The organism is Chryseobacterium vaccae (genome assembly GCF_009602705.1).
Taxonomy (GTDB): Bacteria; Bacteroidota; Bacteroidia; order Flavobacteriales; family Weeksellaceae; genus Chryseobacterium; species Chryseobacterium vaccae.
This window is the reverse complement of the sequence record NZ_VSWH01000001.1, coordinates 2,979,168-3,003,815: the sequence shown is the minus strand read 5'-3', so window position 1 is coordinate 3,003,815 and position 24,648 is coordinate 2,979,168. Positions and strand designations below refer to the sequence as shown.

Sequence of the window (24,648 nt, the reverse complement as noted above, 5' to 3'; positions counted from 1 at the left end):
CATGAAATGTGCAATTATAACGGGCGGCTCCAGAGGTATTGGAAGAGCTGTCTGTCTGAAACTGGCAGAAGAAAAAAATTATCATATACTGATTAACTACGCTTCCAATGAAGCTGCAGCAAGAGAAACACTGGCTAAAGTACAGGAACTTGGTGCTACAGGAGAAATTCTTAAGTTCGATGTAGCCAATGCCGAAGAAACTCAAAATATTCTTACAGCATGGCAGGACAATAACCCGGATGCTTTGGTAGAAGTAATAGTCAATAATGCCGGAATTACCAGAGACGGATTGTTCATGTGGATGAAGAATGAAGATTGGACAAGCGTAATCAATACCAGTCTGAACGGGTTCTTCAATGTAACCAACTTTTTTATTCAGAAGCTGCTTCGTAACAAATACGGAAGAGTCATCAATATGGTTTCAGTTTCCGGAGTAAAAGGAACAGCAGGACAAACCAATTATTCTGCTGCAAAAGGAGCTTTGGTAGGAGCCACAAAAGCACTTGCCCAGGAAGTTGCCAAAAGAAATATTACCGTAAATGCAGTGGCTCCGGGATTTATCAGAACAGATATGACCCAGGATTTTAACGAAGAAGAGCTTAAAGCAATGATTCCTGCCAACAGATTTGGCGAAGCGGAAGAAGTTGCCGATCTGGTTGCTTTCTTAGCATCAAGAAAAGCTTCTTATATTACTGGTGAAGTGGTGAATATTAACGGGGGAATTTACTCATAAATAGAACAATATACCAATGTATCAGTCCACTGTTGATTGATCTCAATGAAAATATTGTTACATTGCTAGACTGATACATTGTTAAATTCAATATAAATAAATGGAAAATAGGGTTGTAATTACCGGAATGGGAATTTATTCTTGCATCGGGACCTCTTTGGAAGAAGTCAAAGAATCCCTATATCAAGGAAAATCCGGTATTGCTTTAGTGCAGGAAAGAAAAGAATTTGGTTTCAGATCAGGACTTACCGGAGTAGTTCCGAAACCGGATCTTAAAAATCTCCTTAACAGACGCCAGCGCGTAAGTATGGGGGAGGAAAGCGAGTATGCTTACCTGGCTACCACAGACGCATTAAAGCAGGCAGGCATAGACCAGGAATTTCTGGATGCCCATGAAGTAGGTATTTTATATGGAAACGACAGTGTTTCTCAGGCAGTGGTGGAGTCCATAGATATTGCAAGAGAAAAGAAAGATACAACATTGATGGGATCGGGAGCGATCTTTAAATCAATGAATTCTACCGTAACGATGAATCTTTCAACGATATTCAAGCTGAAAGGAATCAATCTTACCATCAGCGCAGCCTGTGCCAGTGGATCGCATTCCTTAGGATTAGCCTATATGATGATTAAAAATGGTTTTCAGGATATGATCATCTGCGGAGGAGCACAGGAAACCAATAAATATTCTATGGCCAGTTTTGACGGCTTAGGTGTGTTCTCGGTAAGAGAAGAGGAGCCTACAAAAGCCTCAAGACCTTTTGATTCAGGAAGAGATGGCCTTATACCAAGCGGAGGAGCTGCTTCCCTTGTGGTAGAAAGCTTGGAGTCAGCGCAAAGAAGAGGTGCTCCAATCATTGCAGAGATCATCGGGTATGGGTTCTCGTCCAATGGCGGGCACATTTCAACACCAAATGTAGACGGGCCGGCTTTAGCAATGGACAGAGCTTTGAAGCAATCCGGATTAAAGCCTGAAGATATCGATTATATTAACGCACACGCAACATCTACTCCGATTGGAGATGCCAATGAAGCAAAAGCTATTTTTGAGATATTTGGAGGAGAAGTTCCGGTAAGTTCTACCAAGTCAATGACCGGACATGAGTGCTGGATGGCGGGGGCAAGTGAGGTTATTTACTCAATTCTGATGATGCAGAATGATTTCGTGGCACCGAATATTAACCTGGAAAATCCTGATAATGAAGCTCAAAGGATAAATTTAGTCCCAAAAACGAAAAATCAAAAAATTGATGTATTTTTGTCGAATTCTTTCGGATTTGGGGGAACCAACTCCGCATTAATTGTTAAAAAATTTGATTAGAAAAACATGGAAAGGGAAAAAATTGTTGCCATCGTTAATGATTTCTTAGTAAACGAATTCGAAGTGGATGGTGATGAGATCAGCAATGATGCCAATCTTAAAAGCACTCTGGGCTTAGACAGTCTGGATTATATAGATATGGTGGTAATCATTGAATCTAATTTCGGGGTGAAATTAGGAGAAGCAGACTTTAAGAAAATGATCACGTTTGACGATTTTTATACAACTATTGAAAATAAGATCGCAGAAAAAAACGCCTAATTATAGATTGAATCTTTATTCTTTTAAAAAATGTACCAATGTAATAATGTAGCAGTGTACCAATGAAAGATATTGTTGCATTGGTATACTGTTACATTGGTAAATTATATATATGAACAAGTGGAAAGGTAAATCTAAAGGAACCATAACAGGATACAAAATATTCGTCTGGTGTATTAGAAATATCGGAATCAGGAGTTCCTATTTTGTTCTTTATTTTGTTGCTTCCTACTATTTTTTGTTTCTGAACCGAAGCAACCGCTATATCTTTTATTATTTCCGAAAAAGACTTAATTACGGCTATTGGAAGGCCAAAATTTCAGTTTTTAAAAGTTATTTCACCTTTGGAAAGGTTTTGATCGATAAAACAGCTATTTCTGCAGGACTGCGGGAAAAATATACTTATGAATTTGACGGGATTGAAAATCTGAGAAACCTTCTCGCCCAGAAAAAAGGAGGAGTCCTGATCAGTGCCCACATCGGAAACTTTGAAATTGCAGAACATTTCTTTGCCGATATTGACTTTGACTGCCAGATCAACCTGGTAACCACAGATCAGGAAGTAACCGTTATTAAAGAATATCTTGAAACAGTAGCCGTAAAAAAGAGCAATATCAAATTCATTTACGTAAAAGAGGATATGTCGCATATTTTCGACATCAATAAAGCTTTATCAGACAATGAACTGATCTGTTTTACCGGAGACCGCTATTTTGAAGGTTCCAAATATCTGGAGGCAGATCTGCTGGGGAAAAGTGCAAAATTTCCTGCAGGTCCTTTCCTTATTGCTTCCCGCCTTGGGGTACCTGTAGTCTATGTATATGTGATGAAAGAAAAAAATCTTCATTATCACTTATATGCCAGGGTTGCTCAGAATATTAAAAACCGTGATTCTCAGGGACTTCTTAATTCCTATGTACAGAATCTTGAATCGATGATTAAAAAATATCCGCTTCAGTGGTTCAATTATTTTGATTTTTGGGATGATATGGATTAATTTTTCTAATTTTATCCCGAAAACTAAATAACAGACTCAAATCATTTGGAAAATTAGGATTGTAGAAAGAATAAGCATTTAAAATCCCTTATTTTCTGAATTTTTTAATTAAAAACACTCAACTTTCTCCTTTTGAAAAAAGAATACGACATACTTGTGATCGGCAGCGGATTGGGAGGCCTTGTTTCGGCTCTTATTTTGGCGAAAGAAGGCCTGAAAGTATGCGTTCTGGAGAAAAATAACCAATACGGCGGAAATCTGCAGACCTTTTCAAGGGATAAGCTGATTTTTGATACTGGAGTTCACTATCTGGGAGGGCTTTCAAAAGGACAGAATCTCCATCAGTTTTTCTCTTATCTTGAGATCATGGATGAGCTGGAACTTCATCAAATGGATGAAGACGGTTATGATAAAATAAGTTTTGAAGATGAGAATATTGAATATCCTCACGCACAGGGATATGAAAACTTCATTGAACAGCTCACCGCTTATTTTCCCGGAGAAAAGCAAAACCTGGAAAACTACTGCGAAGAAATTCAGTATGTCTGCGGACAGTTTCCAAGATATCATGTCGTAGGAAAAGATAATTATAATGAAGAGATCCTGCATCTCAACACCAAAAGATTTATAGAATCCGTTACCCAGAATAAAAAGCTACAGGCTGTATTGCTGGGATCTAATTTTCTATACGCCGGAGATTCTGAAAATATACCGTTCTATGTACACGCACTAACTGTAAACTCTTATATTCAGAGCGCATACAAATGCGTAAAAGGAGGAAGCCAGATTTCAAAACTGCTCATCAGGAAGCTTCGGCAATATGGAGCAGAAGTTCATAAACATTCCGAGGTTTCTGAATTCATTTTTAATGAAAATGATGTTTTAACTTCCGTAAAAACCAGTGACGGAAAAGAATATACAGCGAAAAAATTTATTTCCAATATAGAAATCCGTTCAGCAATAAAACTCATCGGAGAGGAAAGGCTGAAAAAGTCTTTTTTGAACAGAGTACTAAGCTGGAAACCCGTTTCTTCATGCTTCAGTGTCTATCTGGTTTTGAAACCACATTCAGTTCCGAACTTCAATTATAACCTGTACCACTATCAATCGGAAGAACAGGTGTGGAATGCTTATCAGTATACCAAGGAAAATTGGCCCGTAACCTATATGCTTTCTTCCACTCCGTCCAAGCATCATCCGGAATATGCAGAAAGCCTCACGGCCATTTCCTATATGGATTTCGAAGAAGTGAGAATCTGGGAGACAACAGTCAATACTGTTGCAGAGGAACACGAACGGGGGGCGGCTTATGAAAAATTCAAGCTGGAAAAAGCGGAAAGAATGATTGAAGCTCTGGAAAAGAAAATTCCGGGACTAAGAAATTCTATTAAAAGTGTTTATACTTCATCACCGCTTTCTTACCGGGATTATATCGGCAGTTTAGAGGGAAATATGTATGGATATATGAAGAGTTCGGATAACCCTTTAAAGACAATGGTTTCACCAAGAACGAAGATTGATAACCTGTTTCTTACCGGACAGTCTGTGAATATGCACGGAATTCTCGGGGTAACGATAGGCGCTTTTAATACCTGTGCGGAAATCTTAGGAAAAGAACATATTGATGCCCGCCTGACCCAAATGATCAAGAATAATGAAAAACTATAACAGGCTGTTTTCCGGAAGCAGGAGAGCTTATTTTATCCTTCTTTTTATGCTCGCTTCCTGCGGGGTTTCAAAATCTGTCCGTCATATTCCGGAGATCAGTCAATATAAGTTGGAAACTCCGAATGTTAAAAAGATTAATGATTCAACATTCAGCTTCAACAGGAATTATTTAACAAAAAACAAACAGCAGCTGTGGGAATTGTATATCAAAGGCAATCCTCTGCAGCTTGGATATAACAACGGTGCCCTTACCCAGAACCTGATGCAGCATCAGGAAGAGATCTTCTTTTCCAAAGTGGAGGGATTTGTACCGTCAAAATTTAAGCAGAAACTGCTGCGTGGATTTCTTAAATGGTACAACCGGAAGATGTACCTCAATGTAAGAGAAGATTACCAGGCAGAACTATACGGTTTATCTCAATATTCATCTGATAAATACAATTTTATTGCTCCAAAATACCTGAGAAGCCTCTATCTTCACGGAGCCCATGACATTGGCCATGCCTTGCAGGATCTTGCTATGGTTGGCTGTTCTTCGCTTGCTGTATGGAATGAAAATACAGAAGACGGAGACCTTCTCATCGGAAGGAATTTTGATTTCTATGTTGGAGAAGATTTTGCTAAAAATAAGCTGATAGAATTTGTAGAGCCTGAAAACGGAATTCCCTACATATCTGTAAGCTGGCCGGGAATGACGGGGGTTGTTTCCGGGATGAACAAAGAAGGCATTACCGTGACGATCAATGCCGGAAAATCTAAAATTCCGCTGACCGCTAAAACTCCGATTTCCTTTGTGACAAGAGAAATTCTTCAGTATGCAAAAAATATTGATGAAGCTATTGCCATCGCTAAAAAAAGAAAAGTATTTGTATCCGAATCTATTTTGGTAGGTAGTGCTCATGATAAGAATGCAGTGATTATTGAAGTTTCACCGAAAAATTTCGGTGTGTATAAAGTACAGAATACAAGCCAGCTTATTTGTACCAACCACTTCCAGTCTGATGCTTATAGAGAAGATAAGAGGAATCAGAAACATATTGCGGAAAGTCATTCCGAGTACCGCTATGAAAAATTGCAGGAATTGTTGCAGGAAAATAAAAAGCTGAACCCTGAAAAAATGGCGGCTATTTTAAGAGACCGTTCCGGATTGAAGCATGAGAAAATAGGCTATGGAAACGAAAAAGCGCTTAACCAGCTGCTCGCTCATCATGCCGTGATCTTTTCGCCGGAGAAAAAACTGGTGTGGGTTTCTTCAAATCCTTATCAGCTGGGAGAATTTGTCTGCTATGATCTTAATGAGATCTTTTCAGACAAAAATACTGCGGAAAGCCTGAAAGCAAGAACCGGACTAAACATCGCCAGAGATCCGTTTGCAGATTCTGAAGACTTTGAAAAATATGAACAGTATAAATTGATGAGTACCGAGGTTAATAATGCTGCCGACATTGAAGATATAGTGCTTACAGAAGATTTCATCCCTTACTATGAATCTCTGAATCCCGATTTTTGGCTTGTATATTATCAGTCAGGAAAATATTACTTCAATAAAAAAGAATATTCAAAAGCTAAAACTGCCTTTGAAACAGCCCTTACCAAAGAAATTACTACAGTTCCGGACCGGAAAAATGTAGAAAAATACCTGAAGAAAACGCTAAAAAAATTAAAATGATCTCTAAAAATATCAAGCTTCTCTTTTGCATCCCTTTTGTGATCATTATTTGTTACACGGTGTATCTGTTCACTATATACACTTCTGTTCCGGATATTATCCCGATTCATGGATACGGAGGAAAGAATGACGGTTTTGGAAGTAAGCTGTTTCTTTTTGCTCCCATTCTGCTGAATCTGGCTATTCTTGTATTTATCTGGCGAATTATCAGAAATCCGGAAAAGATCAAGTATTCTTTCGAGGTTAAAGAAGAGGATCTGCAGAAAACCCATAATACAATACAGATCGTTCTGGTTATTATCGCAATATTTGTTACCATTGTGATGAGTCCGTTATCATTTTCGGATGTCGTTTATAAATAAATTACCATGAAAAAAACATTCATCTTATTTTTGATTTTAGTATCATTAGTCTCATTTGCCCAGGAGAGGAAAGATCTGGGAAATACTTTTATTAAAACCCTTCTGGTGGATAAAAATACAGAAAAGGCCCATGCCTCTTTTGATGCTTCCATAGCGGGAGAGATTCCTGTAACAGACCTTAAAAGTGTTGTAGATCAGATTTTAGGTAATCTGGGAGCATTTAAAAATGTTGTGGAAGTTAATCAGGAAAATGATAAATACTACTATTATTCAGAATTTGAAAAATCAAAACTGGATATCCTGATCACCTTTAATGAGCAGAACAAGATCATCGGTTTCCTGTTGGTGCCTCATAAGATTTTTGATAAAGCGGATGATAAAACCGCTTTGAAAATTAAAAGCGGAGATATTGAGTTAAAAGGAACACTGCTGGTGCCTGAACAGAATTCAAAGAAGAAGTTGGTTGTTTTTGTTCACGGCTCTGGGCCTCAGGATAGGGATGAAGCGATTGGAGATAACAGGCCTTTTAAAGATATAGCTGACGATCTTTTCAAAAATGGAATAGCTTCATACCGTTATGATAAGCGTACCAATTCTAATCCGGAAACCTTCAGCGAACAGTCTACAGCAGCGGATGAAACTATTAATGATGCTGTCAATGTGGTAAACTATTTTAAAACTAACGCAGATTATAAAGATTACCAGATTATTGTTCTGGGACATAGTCTGGGTGCTTATCTGATGCCGAGAATAGCCGGGAAAGCCAAAGCTTCAAAATATATTTTTATGGCAGGAAATGCAAGACCTATGCAGGATCTGATCCTGGATCAGTATGAGTATATTCATAAAGTAAATCCTGCCGGACTGCCGCAGACAGAAGTGGAAAATATCAAAAAGCAGGTAGCATTTTTGAATTCGGGGAAATTTACTGCAGATACACCATCGTCTGAACTTCCCTTAGGTCTTTCGGGTGCTTACTGGAAATATTTACAGACTTATAAACCGCTTGATGAGGTAAAGACGATCCAATCACCGATGTTCTTTGCTCAGGGAGGCAGAGACTATCAGGTTACGGAAAAAGATTTCAGTCTTTGGAAAAATGCTCTTAAAAATGATAAAACAGCTGTTTTCAAATGGTATCCGTCCCTAAGCCACATATTTATCAAAGGTACCGGAACTCCTTCTCCAAAAGACTACGGAATTAAAGGAAATGTGGATCAGGAATTTTTAAATGATCTTATACAGTTTATTTTAAAATAAATTGAATATCAGTTTTTTAACAAGTTATCGATAGCTTGCTAATACGTTACTAACAAGTTATCCACAATTGAAAATAGAAGATTAATGCCCTATAAGTCTTCGATAATAACCTCATTAAGCTTAATTTATTGACTTAATGAGGTTATTTTTTTCTGCCACTAATGCACGAATTATTTATTAGTGGCAAGAAGATTTTCACATAATTATGCTATTGATTTTTAAAAAAGCAAATTCGTCACTGACTAAGTGGATGGTTAAAATGCCCGCTTCATCGAATCAACGGAGTTGATTAAGCGGTATAGAATGAAACCCTTTGCGATAAAAAAACAAACATTGTATAATGGACAATTTCGATTCTAGAAAAGTAAATTCCCTCCTAATCATTCTCAGGATTGAGTTTATTCAGGAAAAGAAAAACGGCAATTCCAGAAATAGAAGATAAAGCTGTACTCAGGATAAAACTTCCGATAACATATTGCAGCAGATTATTTTTTACCAGTTCGAAATTGAGGTCCTGGCCCAGGATATTACTGTCACCCTGCACAAACGGAGCTCCTAAAAAAAGAGAAGCTGCTATGATAAAAGGAATAAAAGGGGGCAGACTTACATTGGAAGACACAAATGCCAGTACTTTATTCAGTTTAAAAAGAACAGATAGGCTGATCACCAGAAGGGTTTGAAATCCCCAGAAAGGAGAAAGCCCTATGAAGACCCCCAACGCAATGGAAAAAGCCTTGATACGGTTGCTTCCGTCGCTTTCCAGAACATCTTCTTTTATGAATCTTTTAAAACTTTTTTTTTTGAAGTTATTCACGAAGTTTCTCGGAATAATATAAAAAAGGGTAATGATTACCAGGATGGTGTTCAGGATGCTGATTCGTGTAAAATCTTTGAGCGGCCTGAAGTGGGAAACCCTCTCTGCCGGATCATATAATACTTTTATCGGAACGTTCTTTACCGGAACATGCCTCCAGGCAGTCCTTACAATAATTTCGATCTCAAATTCAAATTTTGGGGTGAAATATTTCTTCGGAATTTTAAGAAGGGGATATAATCTGTACCCGGATTGGGTATCTTCCAGCTTGATTCCGGTTTCGAACCAGAACCAGAAATTGGAAAAACGGTTCCCAAAACTGCTTTTTTTCGGAATTCCATCCTGAGACATATTACGGTTCCCGATCAGGAGAACATCCTCTTTTTCCTGAAGAAGAGTCTCTACAAAAACAGGAATATCATCCGGATAATGCTGTCCATCTGAATCAATCGTTATGGCATAATGATAGCCGAGTTCTTTAGCTTTTCTAAAGCCGGTTTTCAGACCATTTCCTTTTCCCTGGTTCTCTGCCAGCGTAATAACCGTAATATGTGGATATTGGGCCAGAATATCAGGTGTAGCATCTGTAGAGCCGTCATTTACCGCAATAATATTTTCAGTGTAATCTAAAACACCGTCTATCACTCTTTTCAGAGTTTTTTCATTATTGTAGGTAGGTATTAAAATGCAAATCTTTTTTTCGGAGATTACATTCTGTACTTCAGGAAGGGTCATGGTTTTATTTTAAAGATGCTTTTTCAGTATCTGAGAAAGACTTGGACTGCATGGCAAACTTTTTAACATAGTTTTTAAGCGTTGTATTCTGCTTACTGTAATTGTCGATAAGGAAAGCTTTATCATCTTTGATGCTGCCGCGGTAGCCTACAATTTTAGGAATATTTTCCTGTACGCTTAATCGGATCAGGCGGAGTTCAATATTATTCGGATTGTTCTTGATAATGCTTTCAAGACTGGTTGCTCCGTTTTTTACGAGTGCTTTCCTGTTCTTTTTGGCAATTTTAGCTTCCATAATCTGAGCAGCAGCTTTATAACCGGAAGTAACCGCATCAGAACCGGACTGCTTCTCTGCCAGGTTGATGAATGATTCTGTATTGGTGTTGGATGAGTTAGCCTTTGCATAGCTGTTTCTTAAAGCTTCAAGATCAGTCTGAAAGAATAGAATAAAGGCTGTTATTAAAGAGAATATAAGTTTCATGACATTAATTTTTTATAGCTTACCGTCATTTTTAATGCAATAGTCTCGCCAAAAGAGGTGATGTTTTTTACTTTAACATCTGTTTCGTCTTCGGTAATATCCAGCTGCAGCTTCAGATCCGGTGTCTCAAAAGGATTGATAATTGCCATGAACTTTACATTCGACGCCGTTTTTAAAAATAATTCTGAGCCGGTGAATTTTTCAGCCAGTTCCTTTACGATCTGCATCATACAGACTCCCGGAGTCACCGGATTTCCCGGAAAATGCCCTTTGAAAATATCATGTTCCTTGTGCAGGCTGATATGGGCTGTAAAACTTCCGTTTTCCCCTTTTTCATAGGATTCTAAAGTATAAAAGTCTGTAAGTAGCGTCTGCATGATTTTATTTTTTCAGATTAAATGTATAGTAGAGTCCGGTCTGGAAAACTACATTATAGTGGTTGTTATTATAGCCTTCTACAGGAATAAATCCTTTTTTTACGCGGGCTTCAATACCCAGATTGGGCGTAATATCATATCCTGCACCAGCAGTTATCCCAAGATCGACTTTATTTTGAGGTTCAAAATTCTTATTGTCAAGTACAAATTCCACAGTTGGGCCTGCATGGACATTAAACTTATTGAAATAAAACTTATTGACAAGCTGAAATCCTAAATACGATACAGAAAGTTTTGTTCCGTTCCAGTTATTCACATTGGTATCTATTTTGGCACCCTGTCTGGAATAATTAATTTCAGGCTGAAGCGCATAAAATTTTGTAAAACGGATGTTTCCTAAAAATCCGATATAAAAATCGGTTTTCGTTTTAAAATCCAGATAAGGTTTGGCCGCATTGGGAAACTCTTCTGCATAATAATAGTTATACTGCTCAGTGTTGGAAAAATGTGAAAAATTAGCACCTGCTCTGATTCCCGGGCTGAAAGTAACCTGTGCAAAAGACAAGGCTGATATCAGTACGAATGATAAAATAATAAGTTTTTTCATGGCTAGTTAGTTTCAGTTTCTGTTATTTGGTATAGTTTTATATTGATCTTGAAATCCTTATGCTGAAGGTTCAGACTATCTGCGAAGATATGTTTTTTTGCATCAAAAGTAAAATCGATTTTTTCCTTATTGTTCTTTGTATACACGATCTGTTTCAACAGTCCGTTTTCTTTTCCGAAAAACAGATAATAGGTTTTGTTATCCATTTTAGACAGGAATATTTTCGAATGACCATTCTCAAAAGTTTCATTCACCGGATATTGTTTACGCAGAAGTTCCCGGAAATCATTCTTTAAGAAATTAATGACGATTTTTTTATCCAAATCAGGAAGAACGTAATTCAGTTTAAAATCATTTTCAGAGATCTCGAAATCAATTAATTTATTTCCGAAGTCTGAAGTCATCGCAACACGGTGTGTTATTTCATTCAGTTTCTTGATGATCAGAATTCCGCTTACGTGATTCTTGTAAATATCCATCTGGCATTTGTAGACATAATCTTCACCGGAAGAGAAATACAGATTTTCAACAGTCTTTTCAGAGTATGAAACAGGTTTTGCCCCTGTAAGCTGATACGTTTTACAGGAAATAAGCAGGATGAAGACCAGACTATAGACTAAACTCTGACGCAGCAATGGCAGCATTGATCTTGGTATTTTTGAAAACAATATTGGTGGTATCGCCTGAAGGCTCTGTCATATTCACCTGTGAAACCGTAGATTGGTTTTTAGGAAAGTGAAGTTCAATCTGCTTGATATATTTCAGCAATTGGGCGGATTTTGGAGTAAACCGGGCAATATTAAAGTTTCCGTTCTTGAAATAAGCCACTGTAAATTCCGGGTCATTGAACATTTTTCCGTTTGAACTTCCCACAATCAGCTTATTGATCTTCTCAAATGTTTTGCTTTTGGCATCTACAGAAGATTTTTTCCCCTGATCATTGATGAAGATCTTGTTGTCTTTAAAAACAATGCTGTACTGATACGGTTTGGTATATCTCCAGCTTAGCGTATTGGGCGTCTTCAGGGACATTTTGCCGTAAGTAACGATGCTTTTGTCCAGAAAATCCATTTTTTTTGTCTGGGTAAAATCACTCTGCAGGGTTTTGATTTCCTGGGTTTCTGATGAAACCTTTGTAACAAATGCTTTGGCTTCTGTGGCAGACATGGAAGTATTCTGTGCAGAAAATAACGCAGAAACTAATAAAAACGCTCCAAAAGCAATATTTTTAATCATTTTTCTTTGATTTTATAAGAGTATCAACGGTAAACGTTGAGTATTTTTTATCCTTCAAAAATAACAATAAATCAGCCAATACCCGATACGTTTTTTCAGAAGTGTCGTGAAGAAGGATTATACTGCCTTTCTTCAGGCCTTGAGTTACCCTTTTGTAAATTTTCTTTTCGTCATCAATAATGGTATCCAATGAACGGACATTCCAGCCGATGCTTGTCTTGTTTGTTTTTCTGATGGCTTTGACGATATTCGGATTGGTAACGCCAAAAGGAGGTCTGTACAGATCCGTTTTAATATTTCCGATCTTCATCATGACCTCATCGCATTTTTCAATCTCTTCTGTCATTTTTGATGTTGATAGGAAGCCGGTTGAATTGGAATGGGATAATGTATGGTTTCCAATGGTATGTCCTTCTGCTATAATTCTTTTGAAAATTTCAGGATACTTTTCAATTTGTTTCCCGATGCAGAAGAAAGTAGCTTTTACTTCATGTTCTTTCAGAAGATCCAGAAATTTAGGAGTGAATTCGGTTGGCCCGTCGTCAAAAGTCAATGCTGTTTCTTTGATCCTTGTTCTTTTATGGGTGATACTGTTGACAAAATATCCCAGTTCAATATCGAAAGAACCCCATACTACCACCGCAGAAAAAGCCAGAAATCCAGCCAGATACACCCAAAAGCTTCCATGAAACGCATAGATCATCACGTTGCAGAAAAGATAAAATAGTATAAATGGATAGTGTTTCACGGGCAAATCATTAATTGTTTTTAAGTTTCAGCATCAAAGTTCCTGAACGTTAAATTAACCTTACAGTTTATAGATCTTAATGGTTTAAAATCAAAATCTAAGCCCTTTCCAAAAGTACCAGACTGTGATCTTCTCCCGCCAGATGATTATAAAGTAGAATATTTCTGACCTCTCCTTTTTTCACATCATTGATCATCATCACATCCGGAATTTGCTGATCTTTCAGAATATGGCAGGCCATAAACGTTGAAAAACCGCTTGCCGTATTAAATTCTCCACTCAGATGTTTATAATACAACAGGGTAGAAGCCGGAAAAAGTTCCGCAGCTTTGGTATAATACAGGTCTGACTTTGCATCTCCGCTGAATCCAAGGATCACAGCATCAATGTCTTCATTTTTTACATTATTTTGAGCTAAAAACCCATCAATAAAATCCTGGGTTTCATCCAAATCTACTTTACTGCTGATCTGAATGTTTTTAAGCTGGGCATAAGAATTATTTGTTTTATTCTTTCCAAGTACGAAGAAAGCTGCCCCTTCGCCCCAAATTACTCCATTAGTTTCCGAATGCAGATAATCAGCAGGAAGATCTTCCTCTTTTTTAATGGTGTTATTTAAACAGTATAATTCCATTGTTCTGCCCGTCTGCTCGTCTGTAGAGCCAACAAGAACGTTGTCTGCTTCCCCGTCATTAATCTGAAGCTTGGCATCCAGAAATGAAAATTCCAGAGAAGAAGAGGTGTTGACATACGTGAAATTATAAGCGTGACACTGCAGCCCCAGAGCAATTTGCCCGGCTACGGTATTGTGTGTTGATTGGATGAAGAATGTAGGGGTAAGGAATTCTTCATGATTATCGATTACATTTTTCAGAAACTTCTCAGAATCCTGGGAACACCCCATTCCGGTACCAACGATAATGGCGTCCGGCTGCTCAATTCCGGCTTCTTTCAACGCATAATGAGAAGCAACGGAACTCATTTTTACCGTTTTGGACATTCTCCTGATCATGGCAGGAGGAATAAATTCTTTATAATTCGGATCAATTGCCTTTAAGGTCTGAACCGAATTTTCGGGGTTGAGATTTTGAAAAAAGTCCTCTTTTAAAGTATCCTGAACTGAGATGCAGGATGCACTGTTGATGTATACGGCACTCATGATTTTGAAAAAATTAAAGTAGAACAATTTCCTCCAAATCCGAATGAATTGGAAAGGACATGATGGATGCTTTTCTGTTTCAACTCAGTGATTGGTGTAAGGTCGAACTCTTCCATTTTCGTTTTAAAATTCAGGTTCGGGAAAATAACTCCATGCTGCATGGCCAGAATAGAATACACTGCTTCAATACCTGCCGCTGCTGCCAGCGTATGCCCGGTAAATGCTTTGGTAGAGCTGAACTCAGGAACCTGTCCTTCACCAAATATCCTGATCATGGCAATTCCTTCAGAAAGGTCATTATTAGGTGTTGCTGTTCCATGAACGTTGATATAGTCGATGTTTTCTTTGTTCAGTCCTGATACTTTCAGAGCCTGCTGCATGGCAAGGAAAGCCCCCTGTCCGTTTTCCGAAGAAGCGGTCTGGTGGTGGGCATCATTGGCATTACCATATCCGGAAAGATAAGCGAGAACCTTTTTGTTTTCTTTTTTTACCACCTCATCAGATTCAAGAACGATATAAGCGGCTGCTTCTCCCAGATTCAGACCTTTTCTGTCGTTATCGAAAGGGGTATTGTAAGAATCAGTGAGGATCATCAGCGTGTTGAATCCGTTCAGGGTAAATTTGGAAAGAGAATCCGTTCCGCCAACAATGACGCGGTCCAGCACTCCGTTTCTGATGAGTTTTGCCCCCATCATAATGGCATTGGCTGCCGATGAACAGGCGGTACTGATGGTAGAAACCATTCCTTTCAAACCTAGATAATCAGCAATGGCCAGTGAGGAATTTCCCGCATCATGAGCATCGATGTATTTTTGCTTTTCAGGAAAGTCTTCGTAAGAGTAGAAGTATTTTTCAGTAACATCCATTCCGCCTACGCTGGTGGAAGAAATCAGCCCGGTTCTGTATCCGTTGATATCTGAGATTCCGGCACTTTCTACTGCTTCTTTAGCGGCAACCATACCCAATAAAGAAGTTCTTGTAATATTGTTGTCTTCAGAAAGCTGAAGCTGCTGTACAAGTTCTTCATTAGATTTTTTTATTTCACCGGTTTTGAATATTCCTGCGTGACGGGTTTCAAACATCTGAATGTCTGAAATACCATGTCTCCCGGTTTTCAGTGAAACAAAATTTTCCTCCACGTTGTTTCCGATGGAAGAAATGATGCCCATTCCTGTTATGGCAATTTTCTGACTCATTTTAAATAATGTAACAATGCATGAATGTAACAGTTTACCAATGATGGATAGGTTGATACACTGTTACATTGTTATATTTACTTCGTTCTGTTCTCTTCAATGAATTTCGCCATAGTGTCAATAGACTGGAAAATTTCCTTTCCTTTTTTAGGATCAGATAATTTAATTCCGTAGTCTTTATCCAAAAGAACGATCAGTTCAAGAGCGTCGATAGAATCAAGTCCTAATCCTCCTCCGAATAAAGGATCTGTATCTTTAATTTCTTCTGCGGAAACATCTTCAAGGTTAAGAACTTCAATGATTTTGTGCTTTAATTCAGTTTTTAAGTTTTCCATAAAATAGTTTAATAATGTACCAATTCAACAATGTATCCGTATATCAATCCTTACAATTCAAAATGGTACATTGTATTTATAGTGTTTAATTTTTTATAAGGTCAGCAAATATACAAAAGCTTTGTAATTATCCTGATAAAGTTCTGTCCATCCGCAGAGAACTTTTTCTGCTTTTCCGGATAAAAGAAGCTGCTCGGCATAATCGTTTAAGAATTGCTCATCAAATTCTTCCAGAACAAAGAAGGCATTTTCAGTCTGCATTTTGTGTCTGATGCTGATTTCCCCTACACAAATATTGGGAAGGGTATATACAAATACGGCGGGGCTCGGAAAATAATTTTCCTGCGAATTGATGGTTTCCTGGTATTTATGATCGGTATCCAGACTGGAAGAACAGTTGGCAAAAACCAGAGCGGTACGGCTATGGTCTTCATCCTTTAAAAGCGTTTCAGCGGCAAGAAAAGCCAGCTTGCTCAGGTTATCCATTTTATGAAATTTAGGATAGCTGAGTTCTAAACTTTTATAAGCTTCTTTTGCAAATTCCTGAAAAGAGGTACTGTGACTTTCAAAAATAAGGTTTTCATCAACGGTTATTTTTGAATGTTCTATGATGCAGCGGGTTGTTTTCTTCATGGTCAGCAACATTGCTTTTTTTTACAAATATAAAATAATTTGAAATGATAACTGTTGGGTATTGGTTTATAACGGAAAGTTGTTACATACAGAATAAGGGATAAATTATTTTTTAAAAAATCACCTAATTGGGAAAAATTAATTATATTTAATCCGCTAGAAAACAAAATGTATGAGAGAAAAATTAAATGTAAGACAGCTGCTTCTGGTTCTCCTGGCAGCATTCTCTATCTATTCATGTGCCCGCGAAGATTTTCTTCAGCAGGAAACCTCAAAAGAGGCAGTATCTGCTTCTTCAGCTAAATATGCTTCCAGAAGCTTATGGAAAGAAGATGATGTATATATCGGGAAAGTACAGCAGGTTTTCCTGAAACATGCCAATCTGGAACGTTTCAATACCACGTATGGTGAACTGTATTGGAATTATGCGATGAGCTTTGGTCAGTTTGGTGAAAAATACCTGCTGGTTCCTATTGTGAAAAAAGACAAGGTTGTCCTTTTGATGGAAGCGGTAAGAAAAGGAGACAGGCTATATTTCTACGAAAAGAACGATGCTGATCTTTTAGCCTTCTTCCAACATGTACTTTATTCTAATATCGTCAGCCACAGCGAAGTGATAGACGGTAACAAGGCTGCTAAAGCAAAATACGTATGCTCTACAAGAACCATCATCATTGGCTGTCTGAATGGACAAACAGACTGTGAACCAGTAAGCTATTCTCATATGGTCTGCGAGTGGCAAGAAGACAGTGGCGGAGGTGTTCCTCCTAAAAGCTTTCCCCCATTGGGAGATCCGTTTGGAGGCGGTGGTGGAGGTGGAGGAGCTGATGGATATGAATATCCTGATCCGCCGGAGGAAAATCCTAATCAGGATATAATCAATCAATTAACAGATTATCCTTGTGCTCAAAGTCTTCTGGAGCAATTACCTAATATGAATAATGAGTTAGCAAGAGTATTAAAAGATATTTTCCAAAATAATGACGACTATAGAATTACATTTAAAGGTAAAAGCGGTTTAGGAGATAAAGATGGAATTACAAGTACTGTTTCTAAACCAGATAGTAATAAATTTTTCGCTACTATTTTTCTAAATGATAATGTGTTAAAAAATGCAACAAAGGAATATATTTTGATAACCATGTATCATGAAGTAGCACATGCTTATTTAGACTTTGAACTTAAACGTCTAGGACAAGCACAATTTGATGAAACATATCCTGTTTATGTAACAGGTGCAGATTATGCGCCAGATGGAACTATTGTGAATAGATTTGGGTTTAAGGAAGGGCATCAAAATGTTGGATTCTTTTTAAGTACACTTGAAAATATTTTATCCGCTTATAACCCTAATCTACCTCCAGAAACAGTAAAAGCAATGGCTAAAGCTGGAATAACTACAATGACTGAAGAAGAGAAAGTCCTTAATGCAAATGAAAGAGATACAACTCTTGGAAAACAAAAGGGTACAAAATGTCCGTAACTTAAGCCAGATACTATGAAAAATATCATACAAACTTTTATATTGTTCTCTTTTACCATTGTTATTTCTTTGAAACTACACGGACAAGAAAAGAAGTTACAAGATACCTGGATCTCAAAGAATAATGATGTTATCGTAATAAAAGAGAAAGGCAATAGGTTTAATATTTTAAGTACGCTGGAAGAAGAAGAGCAGCTCCCTTTAAATATTACGGGTGACAGCCTCAATTTTTATTCTGAGTATACAAAAGTTGGATCAAATAAACAATATTTGAACAAATATGATTTTTTTATCAAAAGCCTAAGCAAAAAAAAATTAATACTTCGCCCTGTATCTGATTTATCAAAAGAATATTTTGGAAATAGGGAAGAGGTAACTTTTATCAGGCAGAAGTATAATATAGATCCATCAATTTCATTTGAAAAAATAGTGTATCATACAACCGGTTGCCTTGGAACTTGTTCGGTAATTGACTTAGAAATCGATAAAAACCGGAACATTTATTGGGATGGGGAAGTCTTGAATAATAAAGATCGATCAGGACAGTTTAAAGGACAGCTATCAGAGGCCTTATATGATGAATTGATCAATATTTTGAAAAGCTCCAACCTAAAAAGCTGGTCATTTCCTGAAAAAGAAGGGCATGACGGAGCGGTAACCACCTTGATCCTCTACTATAATGGAGAAAGAAAGTATTTTAAATCAATGTTTCCGCCAACTATTGCACAGCAGTTAATTGATTTTTTGTACGGACTGGATCAAAAAGTAAACCTTATCCGTACAGATAAGAAAAAAGTATTAGAAAGATAGGATATTTTTAATTCATTATACTCATAGCTAATAAACTTCATTACTGTTTTTGAATAAGGCCTTTCTTCAATAATTGAAGCAAAAAATGAAAAATATAATTTATTTACTAACTATAATATTCTGTGTAATCTTTACTAACTGTTCTGCTCAAAGCAATTACCACAGACTAGATCCCAATGCTGACAAGTTTGCAGGAACATGGAAATGGGGAGATACCAATAATGGTTTCCTATTAATCATGAAGAAAGAAAATAATATAAAAATTATTGAAACAAGTTCTGATAGGTTAGATCTAATTATTGGTTTTCACAAAATTTATAAAAATGGGCAAATAACAGAGGATAACACAATGTTTAGCAATACCGATTTTAGCGATAAAAAAAGATCAATTAAAGCATTGACAGAAGATAATCATCCTAATCTATTAACTGTATTTATGCCGCATAAAAATAAAGGTATAATGATGAAGATATCTTATATAGATTCTACTCACATCAAGATAATAGAAGTTGAAAATCAGGAGGGTGTAAGATTTATTCTTCCTGGTCAAAGCCCTACAGATTGGTCTATTGATATACCTAATAATATTGTTCTGACAAAACAGTAAGTTCTATTCTAAAATAATTTTATCATAAAAATACCCTTTCAAAAATCCTGAAAGGGTATTATTTTATTTTTTCTCCAAAACAACCGCCGCATTACATCCGCCAAAGCCTGATGCCGTTTTTAAAATATACTTAATCTCTGCCTGCTGGTTTTCCCTGATGATATTCAGTGGCTCTGAAACACCTATTTCCTCAAAGTTTTTTGAAGGAATTAATGTTCCGTGAAGGGCACTTTCCATTGAAATAATGCTTTCAAGAAGACCGGATGCGCCCAGGCAGTGGCCGTAATAGCCTTTCATACTGTTGAGGGGAACATGCTGAAGATTCATTCTGCTGAAAGCGATAGATTCCATCTCATCATTGTAAAGGGTGGCGGTTCCGTGGGCAGAGATAAAATCGATTTGTTCTGCTGTTATTTCAGCCTCAGCCATCGCATTTCTGATGCTGGCATACAGACCGTCTCCCGTTCTGGAAGGCCCGGAAATATGATTCGCGTCATTCACTGCCGAGTCTCCTAATATTTTAAACCTTAATTTTTCATTTTCAGAGGGGGAAGAGGTGATATAAACAGCTGCCGCAGCTTCACCGATATTGATTCCGTTTCTGTTTTTATCATAAGGCTTGCACGGCCCGTCTCCAATGGCCTGAAATGAATTGAACCCTGAGATCACAAATTCAGAAAGTTCATCACCCGCAATCACAAAAGCATCTTTATATTTTCCGGCCTGAATCATATTTTTGGCAACAGCAATAGCCATCACCCCTGAAACGCAGGCATTGGAAACTACAATAGGTTTTGTGGTAAAACCAAAATAATCCGCGATTTTTTGAGCCAGTTTGGATAGATAAACGTCTTCCGGAAGCTTAGATTGATTCTTTAAAAGACTAATGTTTCCTTTGGTTGTGGATAAAATGAAAGCTGTTTCCTCAGAAACCTGATGCCTTTTCATCAAAGGTTCCATGCTTAGGAGAAACATTTTTTCAAGCCTTGTAAAATGAGTGTCCTCAAAACGGCTGTGGAATTCTTCTTCCAGTTTTTCAGAATCGATCATTGAAGCATAAAAAGCCTCCTGACTATCTATGATCTTGTGTAGTGCTACACCGGATTTTCCTTCCACAAGAGCGTTCCAGTTGGAAGAAATATCAAATCCTAAGGGAGTGACGCAGTTATAGTCTGTAATGTAGGTTTCCTTCTTCATGATAATCCCATTTTATCTTTCCATGCCTGAAAAAAATCAGGATTGTATAAGCATAAACCTCCATTATTGTCTAAGAATACCTGGATGGTTTCTCCGCTGCACACCAGCTGGTCATCCTGGTTGAAAAGTTCATACCTGTAGATCAGCTTAGCAGAAACAGAATTGATGAAAGTAGTGACGATTCTGAAAGTTTCCCCATATTTCAACGGGAGAAAGTGTTCACACGTACTTTTTACAATAGGTGTTACAAATCCGGCCTTCTGAATATCAAGATAAGTCAGTCCGTGTTCCCTTCCGAAAGCTTCCCTTCCGTCTTCAAAATAAACGATATAATGTCCGTGCCAGACAATGCCCAGCGGATCTGTTTCATTGAACCTTACCCTTACTTCTTCCGTACAGGTTAATCTGTTTTCTTTAGACTGCATTTTGTTTTTATGATTACCGGAAATCCCGGAAATTTTAATGATGAAATATATTAAATATTATGACGTTTTCTTTCGTAAAAAATGGAAACAGAAACCATCACCACATAAAATGCCAGCAATAACGCCAGCTCTTTGGCTATTCCTGCAATACCACTATTTCTCAGAATAATATCATAATAGGCATTCAGCCCCCAGTTCATAGGGGAGAATTTGGCTACGGTCTGCATAAATTCCGGCATCAGGAAAACCGGAACCCAGATTCCTCCGATCGCTGCCAGAACGACTACTGAAGTAGCGCCAAACGGTGCCGACTGTTCCTGAGTATCTGCCAGAGTTCCCAGTAAAACGCCAAATCCGATGGCCGCTAATCCTGAAAACAGGGTGACAGTCATCAGCTGGAACATTTTTCCGCTCACATCAAAAGCAGGAAGATCCATATACGGGAAAAGGTAAACGCCTACTGCTACCATCAGCAGAAACTGAATCATACAAATGATCAGATACGTACATGTTTTTCCTAAAATATGAACAAAGTATGGGGTCGGGCTGATCCTTGCCCTTACGCTCGTTCCCTGGCTCTTCTCTTTGACCAGATTAATGGAGAGCGGAACCACAATAAAGAAGATGGCAAACAAAGTCCACGCAGGAACATTATGCTGAACAGAATTCGGCATTACATCCATAGCTCCCTTTTTCGGCGTAATTTCTTTAAAGCTGATGAGGTTTTTGTTTTCCTCAAGATTCTCTTCCGTACCCAGCTGGTCCTGGAAAGCTTTGTAGATCTTTTTATTTTCGATCTCAAACACCATTTTATTCACGGAATTCATCACCGAGTTTTTAAATCCTACATTGGTTGCCGGATCAAAGTAAAGGTGGATTTCCTTGGCTTTTGGAGCTGGTTTCGGTGTTTTTGCAGAATCTCCTTCCAGTCCGAACGAACTTACGATCGTCTGAACTTTAGAGTCAATATTTGAATTTAAATCTTTCGTTAAGTTTTCAGGAATGACGATGGCCATCTGGTATTCACCGGAAAACACGGCTTCCTGGGCAGATTTCTCATTATAGTTGGTCAGCAGCTGGAATGTTTTACTGCTTTCCAGCTCATTTTTTATATTTTTTGAAACCTCAGATTGATCGTTATCAATAAAAATAATCGGGATCTTTGAGCCTTCAAGGTTTTTGAAAGTGGAATCCTGAATCAGGGTAATGGTTACAATCAGAAGAAGCGGCATGACGAAAATAATGACGATTCCCCCGATATCTCTTTTCAACAGAAGGATTTCTTTAATAAAGCTTCTCCACAGTTTATACAACAACATCTCTTAATTCTTTTCCGGTTAATGAAATGAAAACATCTTCTAAGTTTTCGGCATTAGCGATCTGGGCAACAAGCTCTTCCGGTGTTCCCACAGCATGAATTCTTCCTTTATCTATAATTGCAATTTTGGTACAGAATTCCTCTGCTTCAGAAAGGTGATGCGAAGTATAAATAATGCAGGTTCCGTTCTTGTTCAGCTCCTGTAGAAAGTCGATGATCACTTTTTTAGACTGTACGTCAACTCCAACAGTAGGTTCATCCAAAAATAATACTTTCGGATTGTGAAGAGTTCCCGCGATGAGGTTGCATCGGCGTTTCATTCCTCCTGAGAACTGTTCTACCTTTTTATCAGCAAACTTTGAAAGTCCCATGATCTCTAAGGCCTCCTCAATCGCTTTGGTTAAATATTTATGCTTTAAACCGTACAGACTTCCGAAGAACATCAGATTTTCTCTGGCCGTAAGAGTAGGATAGAGCGCATATTCCTGAGGAACAATTCCGATGATCTGCTTTATTTTGAAACTGTCTTTCTGAGGAGACAGGCCGTTGATCTTAAACTGTCCTGAAGTAGGCTTGATTAATCCCGAAAGCATAGAAATCAACGTAGTTTTTCCTGCTCCGTTAGGTCCTAAAATTCCATAGACTTCATTCCTGTCGATATTCAGGGAAATATCATTCACTGAAAACTCATCGGCGTTTTTGTACTTTTTATAAAGATTTTTGATCTCAATTATATTCTCCGCCATATCAGATCGCTTTTCTCAGTTTTTTATAGAAAGCTTCTTCCAGATCAGCAATATGAAGCATGGATTTAGAAAGTTCGTTATAAATATTGCTCTTAGAGTTCCTGTTTTTGTAAACACGGGCAATATCAACGGCAAAATCCCTCCAAAGATCACCAATAGCTGTAATTTCTTTGGAAAGCTCCTTTAGCTCATCATTTTTAAGAATCACTGAGGCTTCCTGAAGAAAGGCTCCGTAAATAAACCTGAAGCCGCCGCCTCCGGTTCCTATCTCTTCCTGCATTCTGATCAGCTGTCCCAGATAATGGTTGGTGACTTTAGTTCCTTTCTTTTCTGCCCATTTCGGAATGCTTCTCGCCACCCATCTCATCGCTTTTACACCAATAAGGGGAACGGGAGCAAGCATATTTTTGCAGGTATCTTTAATTCCTTTTCTGATAGCTTCTTCCAGATTTACATTTTCCGGAATATAAGTTGGATAATACATATGGCCTTTCGGAGGCAGAGCTCCTTTGGCGTATCTTACTTTTTCAAGTTCCGCTTCGGTAAGAGAGGTTGTATAATCCATCACAGGATCACTGATCAGGAATTTTCCGTCTTCTTTTCCGTATACCACAAGATTGTGGGCATTGAAGTGGAATTTATATTCTTCAGGGAAATAGGCAAGGTTAAAAACACCTACCTGAAGTCCCGTAGGGATATTCTGTTCTAAATTTCGTTCCAGTGCTTTCTGGGCATCTCCGGGATTCGAAAATTTTTCTCTTTTGATTTTGATTCCCAGTCTTTTAGCTGCTTTGCTGAAAATAGCGCCGGGCATCGGACGATAGCTGAAGCCGGGAGCAAAGTTTACTTTCAGAAAAGGTAAATAGACAAAAAACAATCCGGAACCAATCCCGAAGATCATAGGTTCACTTAGTTTTAAGCCTTTGTTAAGCAGTAGATTGGAGGCGACACCGTTTTCGCAATGGGCGGTCTGATGGTGTTCAAAGTTTAGTTTCATTTTTTTCAGCTATTGTCTTTTTCATAGTCAAATGAATGGGTATCGGATTGATACCGGGATTCATTTTATTTTCCGTTGAAGTTTTTTAATTCCTCTGTTGAAATCCCAAATGCATCCGCATATTTTTTCAATACAGATTCGCTTAGAGATTTAAATACTTTAGGTTTAGCATGTCTTTTCACTCTCCATTGCCACATTTCCACATAAGCGGCAAGTACAGCAAGGTCCATTTTATTCAGTTCCATAAAATAGATAATCGGACTTACTTTCCCGTTAGCCACGTCTTGTTTTGCTTCTTCAATTCTCTCATGAATAAGCTCCATAGATTCGTCCAGGGCGGCTTTTTTAGCATCCCATCCCGTGCTGTTGGCGGTTGTGTAATTGTCGTTTTCGTCCGTCACATACAAGACTTCGGTCATGTTGGCAGACTTCAGATTGCTTTCGTCCTGAGGCAGGTCTTGTTTTTTCATGCA

Annotated in this window: 28 protein-coding genes; 11 read left to right on the top strand and 17 right to left on the bottom strand. The window is 37.9% G+C overall.

Annotation, left to right across the window (positions count from 1 at the left end; genetic code table 11):
- Window position 1: 1 nt before the first annotated feature.
- From fabG to FW768_RS13580, 8 genes are all read left to right on the top strand, one after another.
- The gene (gene fabG / locus FW768_RS13615) at window positions 2–733 is read left to right on the top strand and encodes a 3-oxoacyl-ACP reductase FabG (RefSeq protein WP_153396245.1); all 732 of its coding nucleotides are present in this window, start codon (window positions 2–4) and stop codon (window positions 731–733) included.
- A gap of 100 nt (window positions 734–833) precedes the next feature.
- A complete protein-coding gene (locus tag FW768_RS13610; protein ID WP_153396243.1) occupies window positions 834–2,054 on the top strand; it encodes a beta-ketoacyl-[acyl-carrier-protein] synthase family protein in 1,221 nt (406 codons plus the stop codon).
- Between the two features lie 6 nt (window positions 2,055–2,060).
- Window positions 2,061–2,315: a phosphopantetheine-binding protein gene (locus FW768_RS13605; protein ID WP_153396240.1), complete on the top strand. Its 255-nt coding sequence runs from the start codon at window positions 2,061–2,063 to the stop codon at window positions 2,313–2,315.
- A 112-nt stretch (window positions 2,316–2,427) separates the two neighbouring features.
- The gene (locus tag FW768_RS13600; protein WP_153396238.1) at window positions 2,428–3,312 is read left to right on the top strand and encodes an LpxL/LpxP family acyltransferase; all 885 of its coding nucleotides are present in this window, start codon (window positions 2,428–2,430) and stop codon (window positions 3,310–3,312) included.
- A 132-nt stretch (window positions 3,313–3,444) separates the two neighbouring features.
- Window positions 3,445–4,980 carry a phytoene desaturase family protein gene (locus tag FW768_RS13595; protein WP_153396236.1) on the top strand — a complete coding sequence of 512 codons (1,536 nt, stop codon included), beginning with the start codon at window positions 3,445–3,447 and terminating at the stop codon, window positions 4,978–4,980.
- Window positions 4,967–6,649: a C45 family autoproteolytic acyltransferase/hydolase gene (locus FW768_RS13590; RefSeq protein ID WP_153396234.1), complete on the top strand. Its 1,683-nt coding sequence runs from the start codon at window positions 4,967–4,969 to the stop codon at window positions 6,647–6,649. Before FW768_RS13595 ends, FW768_RS13590 begins: the two co-directional genes overlap by 14 nt.
- Window positions 6,646–7,011, top strand: coding sequence for an SdpI family protein (locus tag FW768_RS13585; RefSeq protein ID WP_153396232.1), 366 nt, complete (start codon window positions 6,646–6,648; stop codon window positions 7,009–7,011). The genes FW768_RS13590 and FW768_RS13585 overlap by 4 nt, the downstream gene beginning before the upstream one ends.
- A 6-nt stretch (window positions 7,012–7,017) precedes the next feature.
- Window positions 7,018–8,271, top strand: coding sequence for an alpha/beta hydrolase (locus FW768_RS13580; RefSeq protein WP_153396230.1), 1,254 nt, complete (start codon window positions 7,018–7,020; stop codon window positions 8,269–8,271).
- A 376-nt stretch (window positions 8,272–8,647) separates the two neighbouring features.
- On the opposite strand, the gene FW768_RS13575 is transcribed toward FW768_RS13580, so the two are convergent.
- The 11 genes from FW768_RS13575 to FW768_RS13525 all read right to left on the bottom strand — a co-directional run bounded on the left by FW768_RS13575 (window position 8,648) and on the right by FW768_RS13525 (window position 16,592).
- Window positions 8,648–9,820 (bottom strand): DUF2062 domain-containing protein, encoded by a 1,173-nt coding sequence (locus FW768_RS13575; protein WP_153396228.1) that lies wholly within the window; start codon window positions 9,818–9,820, stop codon window positions 8,648–8,650.
- 4 nt (window positions 9,821–9,824) lie between these two features.
- Window positions 9,825–10,301, bottom strand: a complete 477-nt coding sequence (locus FW768_RS13570) for a hypothetical protein (RefSeq protein ID WP_153396226.1) — start codon at window positions 10,299–10,301, stop codon at window positions 9,825–9,827.
- Window positions 10,298–10,678, bottom strand: a complete 381-nt coding sequence (locus tag FW768_RS13565; protein WP_153396224.1) for a hotdog family protein — start codon at window positions 10,676–10,678, stop codon at window positions 10,298–10,300. Before FW768_RS13565 ends, FW768_RS13570 begins: the two co-directional genes overlap by 4 nt.
- A 4-nt stretch (window positions 10,679–10,682) precedes the next feature.
- Window positions 10,683–11,285 carry a porin family protein gene (locus FW768_RS13560; RefSeq protein WP_153396222.1) on the bottom strand — a complete coding sequence of 201 codons (603 nt, stop codon included), beginning with the start codon at window positions 11,283–11,285 and terminating at the stop codon, window positions 10,683–10,685.
- A 2-nt stretch (window positions 11,286–11,287) separates the two neighbouring features.
- On the bottom strand, window positions 11,288–11,929 hold the full coding sequence (locus FW768_RS13555; protein WP_153396220.1) for a hypothetical protein: 642 nt from the start codon (window positions 11,927–11,929) through the stop codon (window positions 11,288–11,290).
- Window positions 11,895–12,521 carry a LolA family protein gene (locus tag FW768_RS13550; protein ID WP_153396218.1) on the bottom strand — a complete coding sequence of 209 codons (627 nt, stop codon included), beginning with the start codon at window positions 12,519–12,521 and terminating at the stop codon, window positions 11,895–11,897. The genes FW768_RS13555 and FW768_RS13550 overlap by 35 nt, the downstream gene beginning before the upstream one ends.
- Window positions 12,514–13,269 carry a polysaccharide deacetylase family protein gene (locus tag FW768_RS13545; RefSeq protein WP_153396216.1) on the bottom strand — a complete coding sequence of 252 codons (756 nt, stop codon included), beginning with the start codon at window positions 13,267–13,269 and terminating at the stop codon, window positions 12,514–12,516. Before FW768_RS13545 ends, FW768_RS13550 begins: the two co-directional genes overlap by 8 nt.
- A gap of 97 nt (window positions 13,270–13,366) precedes the next feature.
- Window positions 13,367–14,428, bottom strand: a complete 1,062-nt coding sequence (locus FW768_RS13540) for a beta-ketoacyl synthase N-terminal-like domain-containing protein (protein ID WP_153396214.1) — start codon at window positions 14,426–14,428, stop codon at window positions 13,367–13,369.
- The gene (locus tag FW768_RS13535; protein WP_153396213.1) at window positions 14,425–15,624 is read right to left on the bottom strand and encodes a beta-ketoacyl-[acyl-carrier-protein] synthase family protein; all 1,200 of its coding nucleotides are present in this window, start codon (window positions 15,622–15,624) and stop codon (window positions 14,425–14,427) included. Before FW768_RS13535 ends, FW768_RS13540 begins: the two co-directional genes overlap by 4 nt.
- A 77-nt stretch (window positions 15,625–15,701) precedes the next feature.
- Entirely contained in the window at window positions 15,702–15,959 is a 258-nt protein-coding gene (locus FW768_RS13530; protein ID WP_153396211.1) for a phosphopantetheine-binding protein, read from the bottom strand.
- A 93-nt stretch (window positions 15,960–16,052) separates the two neighbouring features.
- Window positions 16,053–16,592, bottom strand: coding sequence for a beta-ketoacyl-[acyl-carrier-protein] synthase family protein (locus FW768_RS13525; RefSeq protein WP_153396209.1), 540 nt, complete (start codon window positions 16,590–16,592; stop codon window positions 16,053–16,055).
- 172 nt (window positions 16,593–16,764) lie between these two features.
- Between FW768_RS13525 and FW768_RS13520 the strand changes: the two genes are divergently transcribed.
- The 3 genes from FW768_RS13520 to FW768_RS13510 all read left to right on the top strand — a co-directional run bounded on the left by FW768_RS13520 (window position 16,765) and on the right by FW768_RS13510 (window position 19,492).
- Complete coding sequence (locus tag FW768_RS13520) at window positions 16,765–18,075, top strand: hypothetical protein (protein ID WP_153396207.1); 1,311 nt, start codon at window positions 16,765–16,767, stop codon at window positions 18,073–18,075.
- A gap of 15 nt (window positions 18,076–18,090) precedes the next feature.
- A complete protein-coding gene (locus FW768_RS13515; RefSeq protein WP_153396205.1) occupies window positions 18,091–18,885 on the top strand; it encodes a DUF6438 domain-containing protein in 795 nt (264 codons plus the stop codon).
- A gap of 85 nt (window positions 18,886–18,970) precedes the next feature.
- Window positions 18,971–19,492, top strand: a complete 522-nt coding sequence (locus tag FW768_RS13510) for a DUF6705 family protein (RefSeq protein ID WP_153396203.1) — start codon at window positions 18,971–18,973, stop codon at window positions 19,490–19,492.
- A gap of 63 nt (window positions 19,493–19,555) precedes the next feature.
- Here FW768_RS13510 and FW768_RS13505 read toward each other — a convergent pair whose 3' ends face one another.
- From FW768_RS13505 to FW768_RS13480, 6 genes are all read right to left on the bottom strand, one after another.
- Window positions 19,556–20,689: a beta-ketoacyl synthase N-terminal-like domain-containing protein gene (locus FW768_RS13505; RefSeq protein WP_153396201.1), complete on the bottom strand. Its 1,134-nt coding sequence runs from the start codon at window positions 20,687–20,689 to the stop codon at window positions 19,556–19,558.
- Complete coding sequence (locus FW768_RS13500; RefSeq protein ID WP_153396199.1) at window positions 20,686–21,114, bottom strand: acyl-CoA thioesterase; 429 nt, start codon at window positions 21,112–21,114, stop codon at window positions 20,686–20,688. The genes FW768_RS13505 and FW768_RS13500 overlap by 4 nt, the downstream gene beginning before the upstream one ends.
- Before the next feature lie 50 nt (window positions 21,115–21,164).
- Complete coding sequence (locus FW768_RS13495) at window positions 21,165–22,433, bottom strand: ABC transporter permease (protein WP_153396197.1); 1,269 nt, start codon at window positions 22,431–22,433, stop codon at window positions 21,165–21,167.
- Window positions 22,420–23,178 carry an ABC transporter ATP-binding protein gene (locus FW768_RS13490; protein WP_153396195.1) on the bottom strand — a complete coding sequence of 253 codons (759 nt, stop codon included), beginning with the start codon at window positions 23,176–23,178 and terminating at the stop codon, window positions 22,420–22,422. Before FW768_RS13490 ends, FW768_RS13495 begins: the two co-directional genes overlap by 14 nt.
- A 1-nt stretch (window position 23,179) precedes the next feature.
- The gene (locus tag FW768_RS13485; protein ID WP_153396193.1) at window positions 23,180–24,175 is read right to left on the bottom strand and encodes a BtrH N-terminal domain-containing protein; all 996 of its coding nucleotides are present in this window, start codon (window positions 24,173–24,175) and stop codon (window positions 23,180–23,182) included.
- A gap of 65 nt (window positions 24,176–24,240) precedes the next feature.
- Window positions 24,241–24,645: a hypothetical protein gene (locus FW768_RS13480; RefSeq protein ID WP_153396191.1), complete on the bottom strand. Its 405-nt coding sequence runs from the start codon at window positions 24,643–24,645 to the stop codon at window positions 24,241–24,243.
- Between the last annotated feature and the right edge of the window lie 3 nt (window positions 24,646–24,648).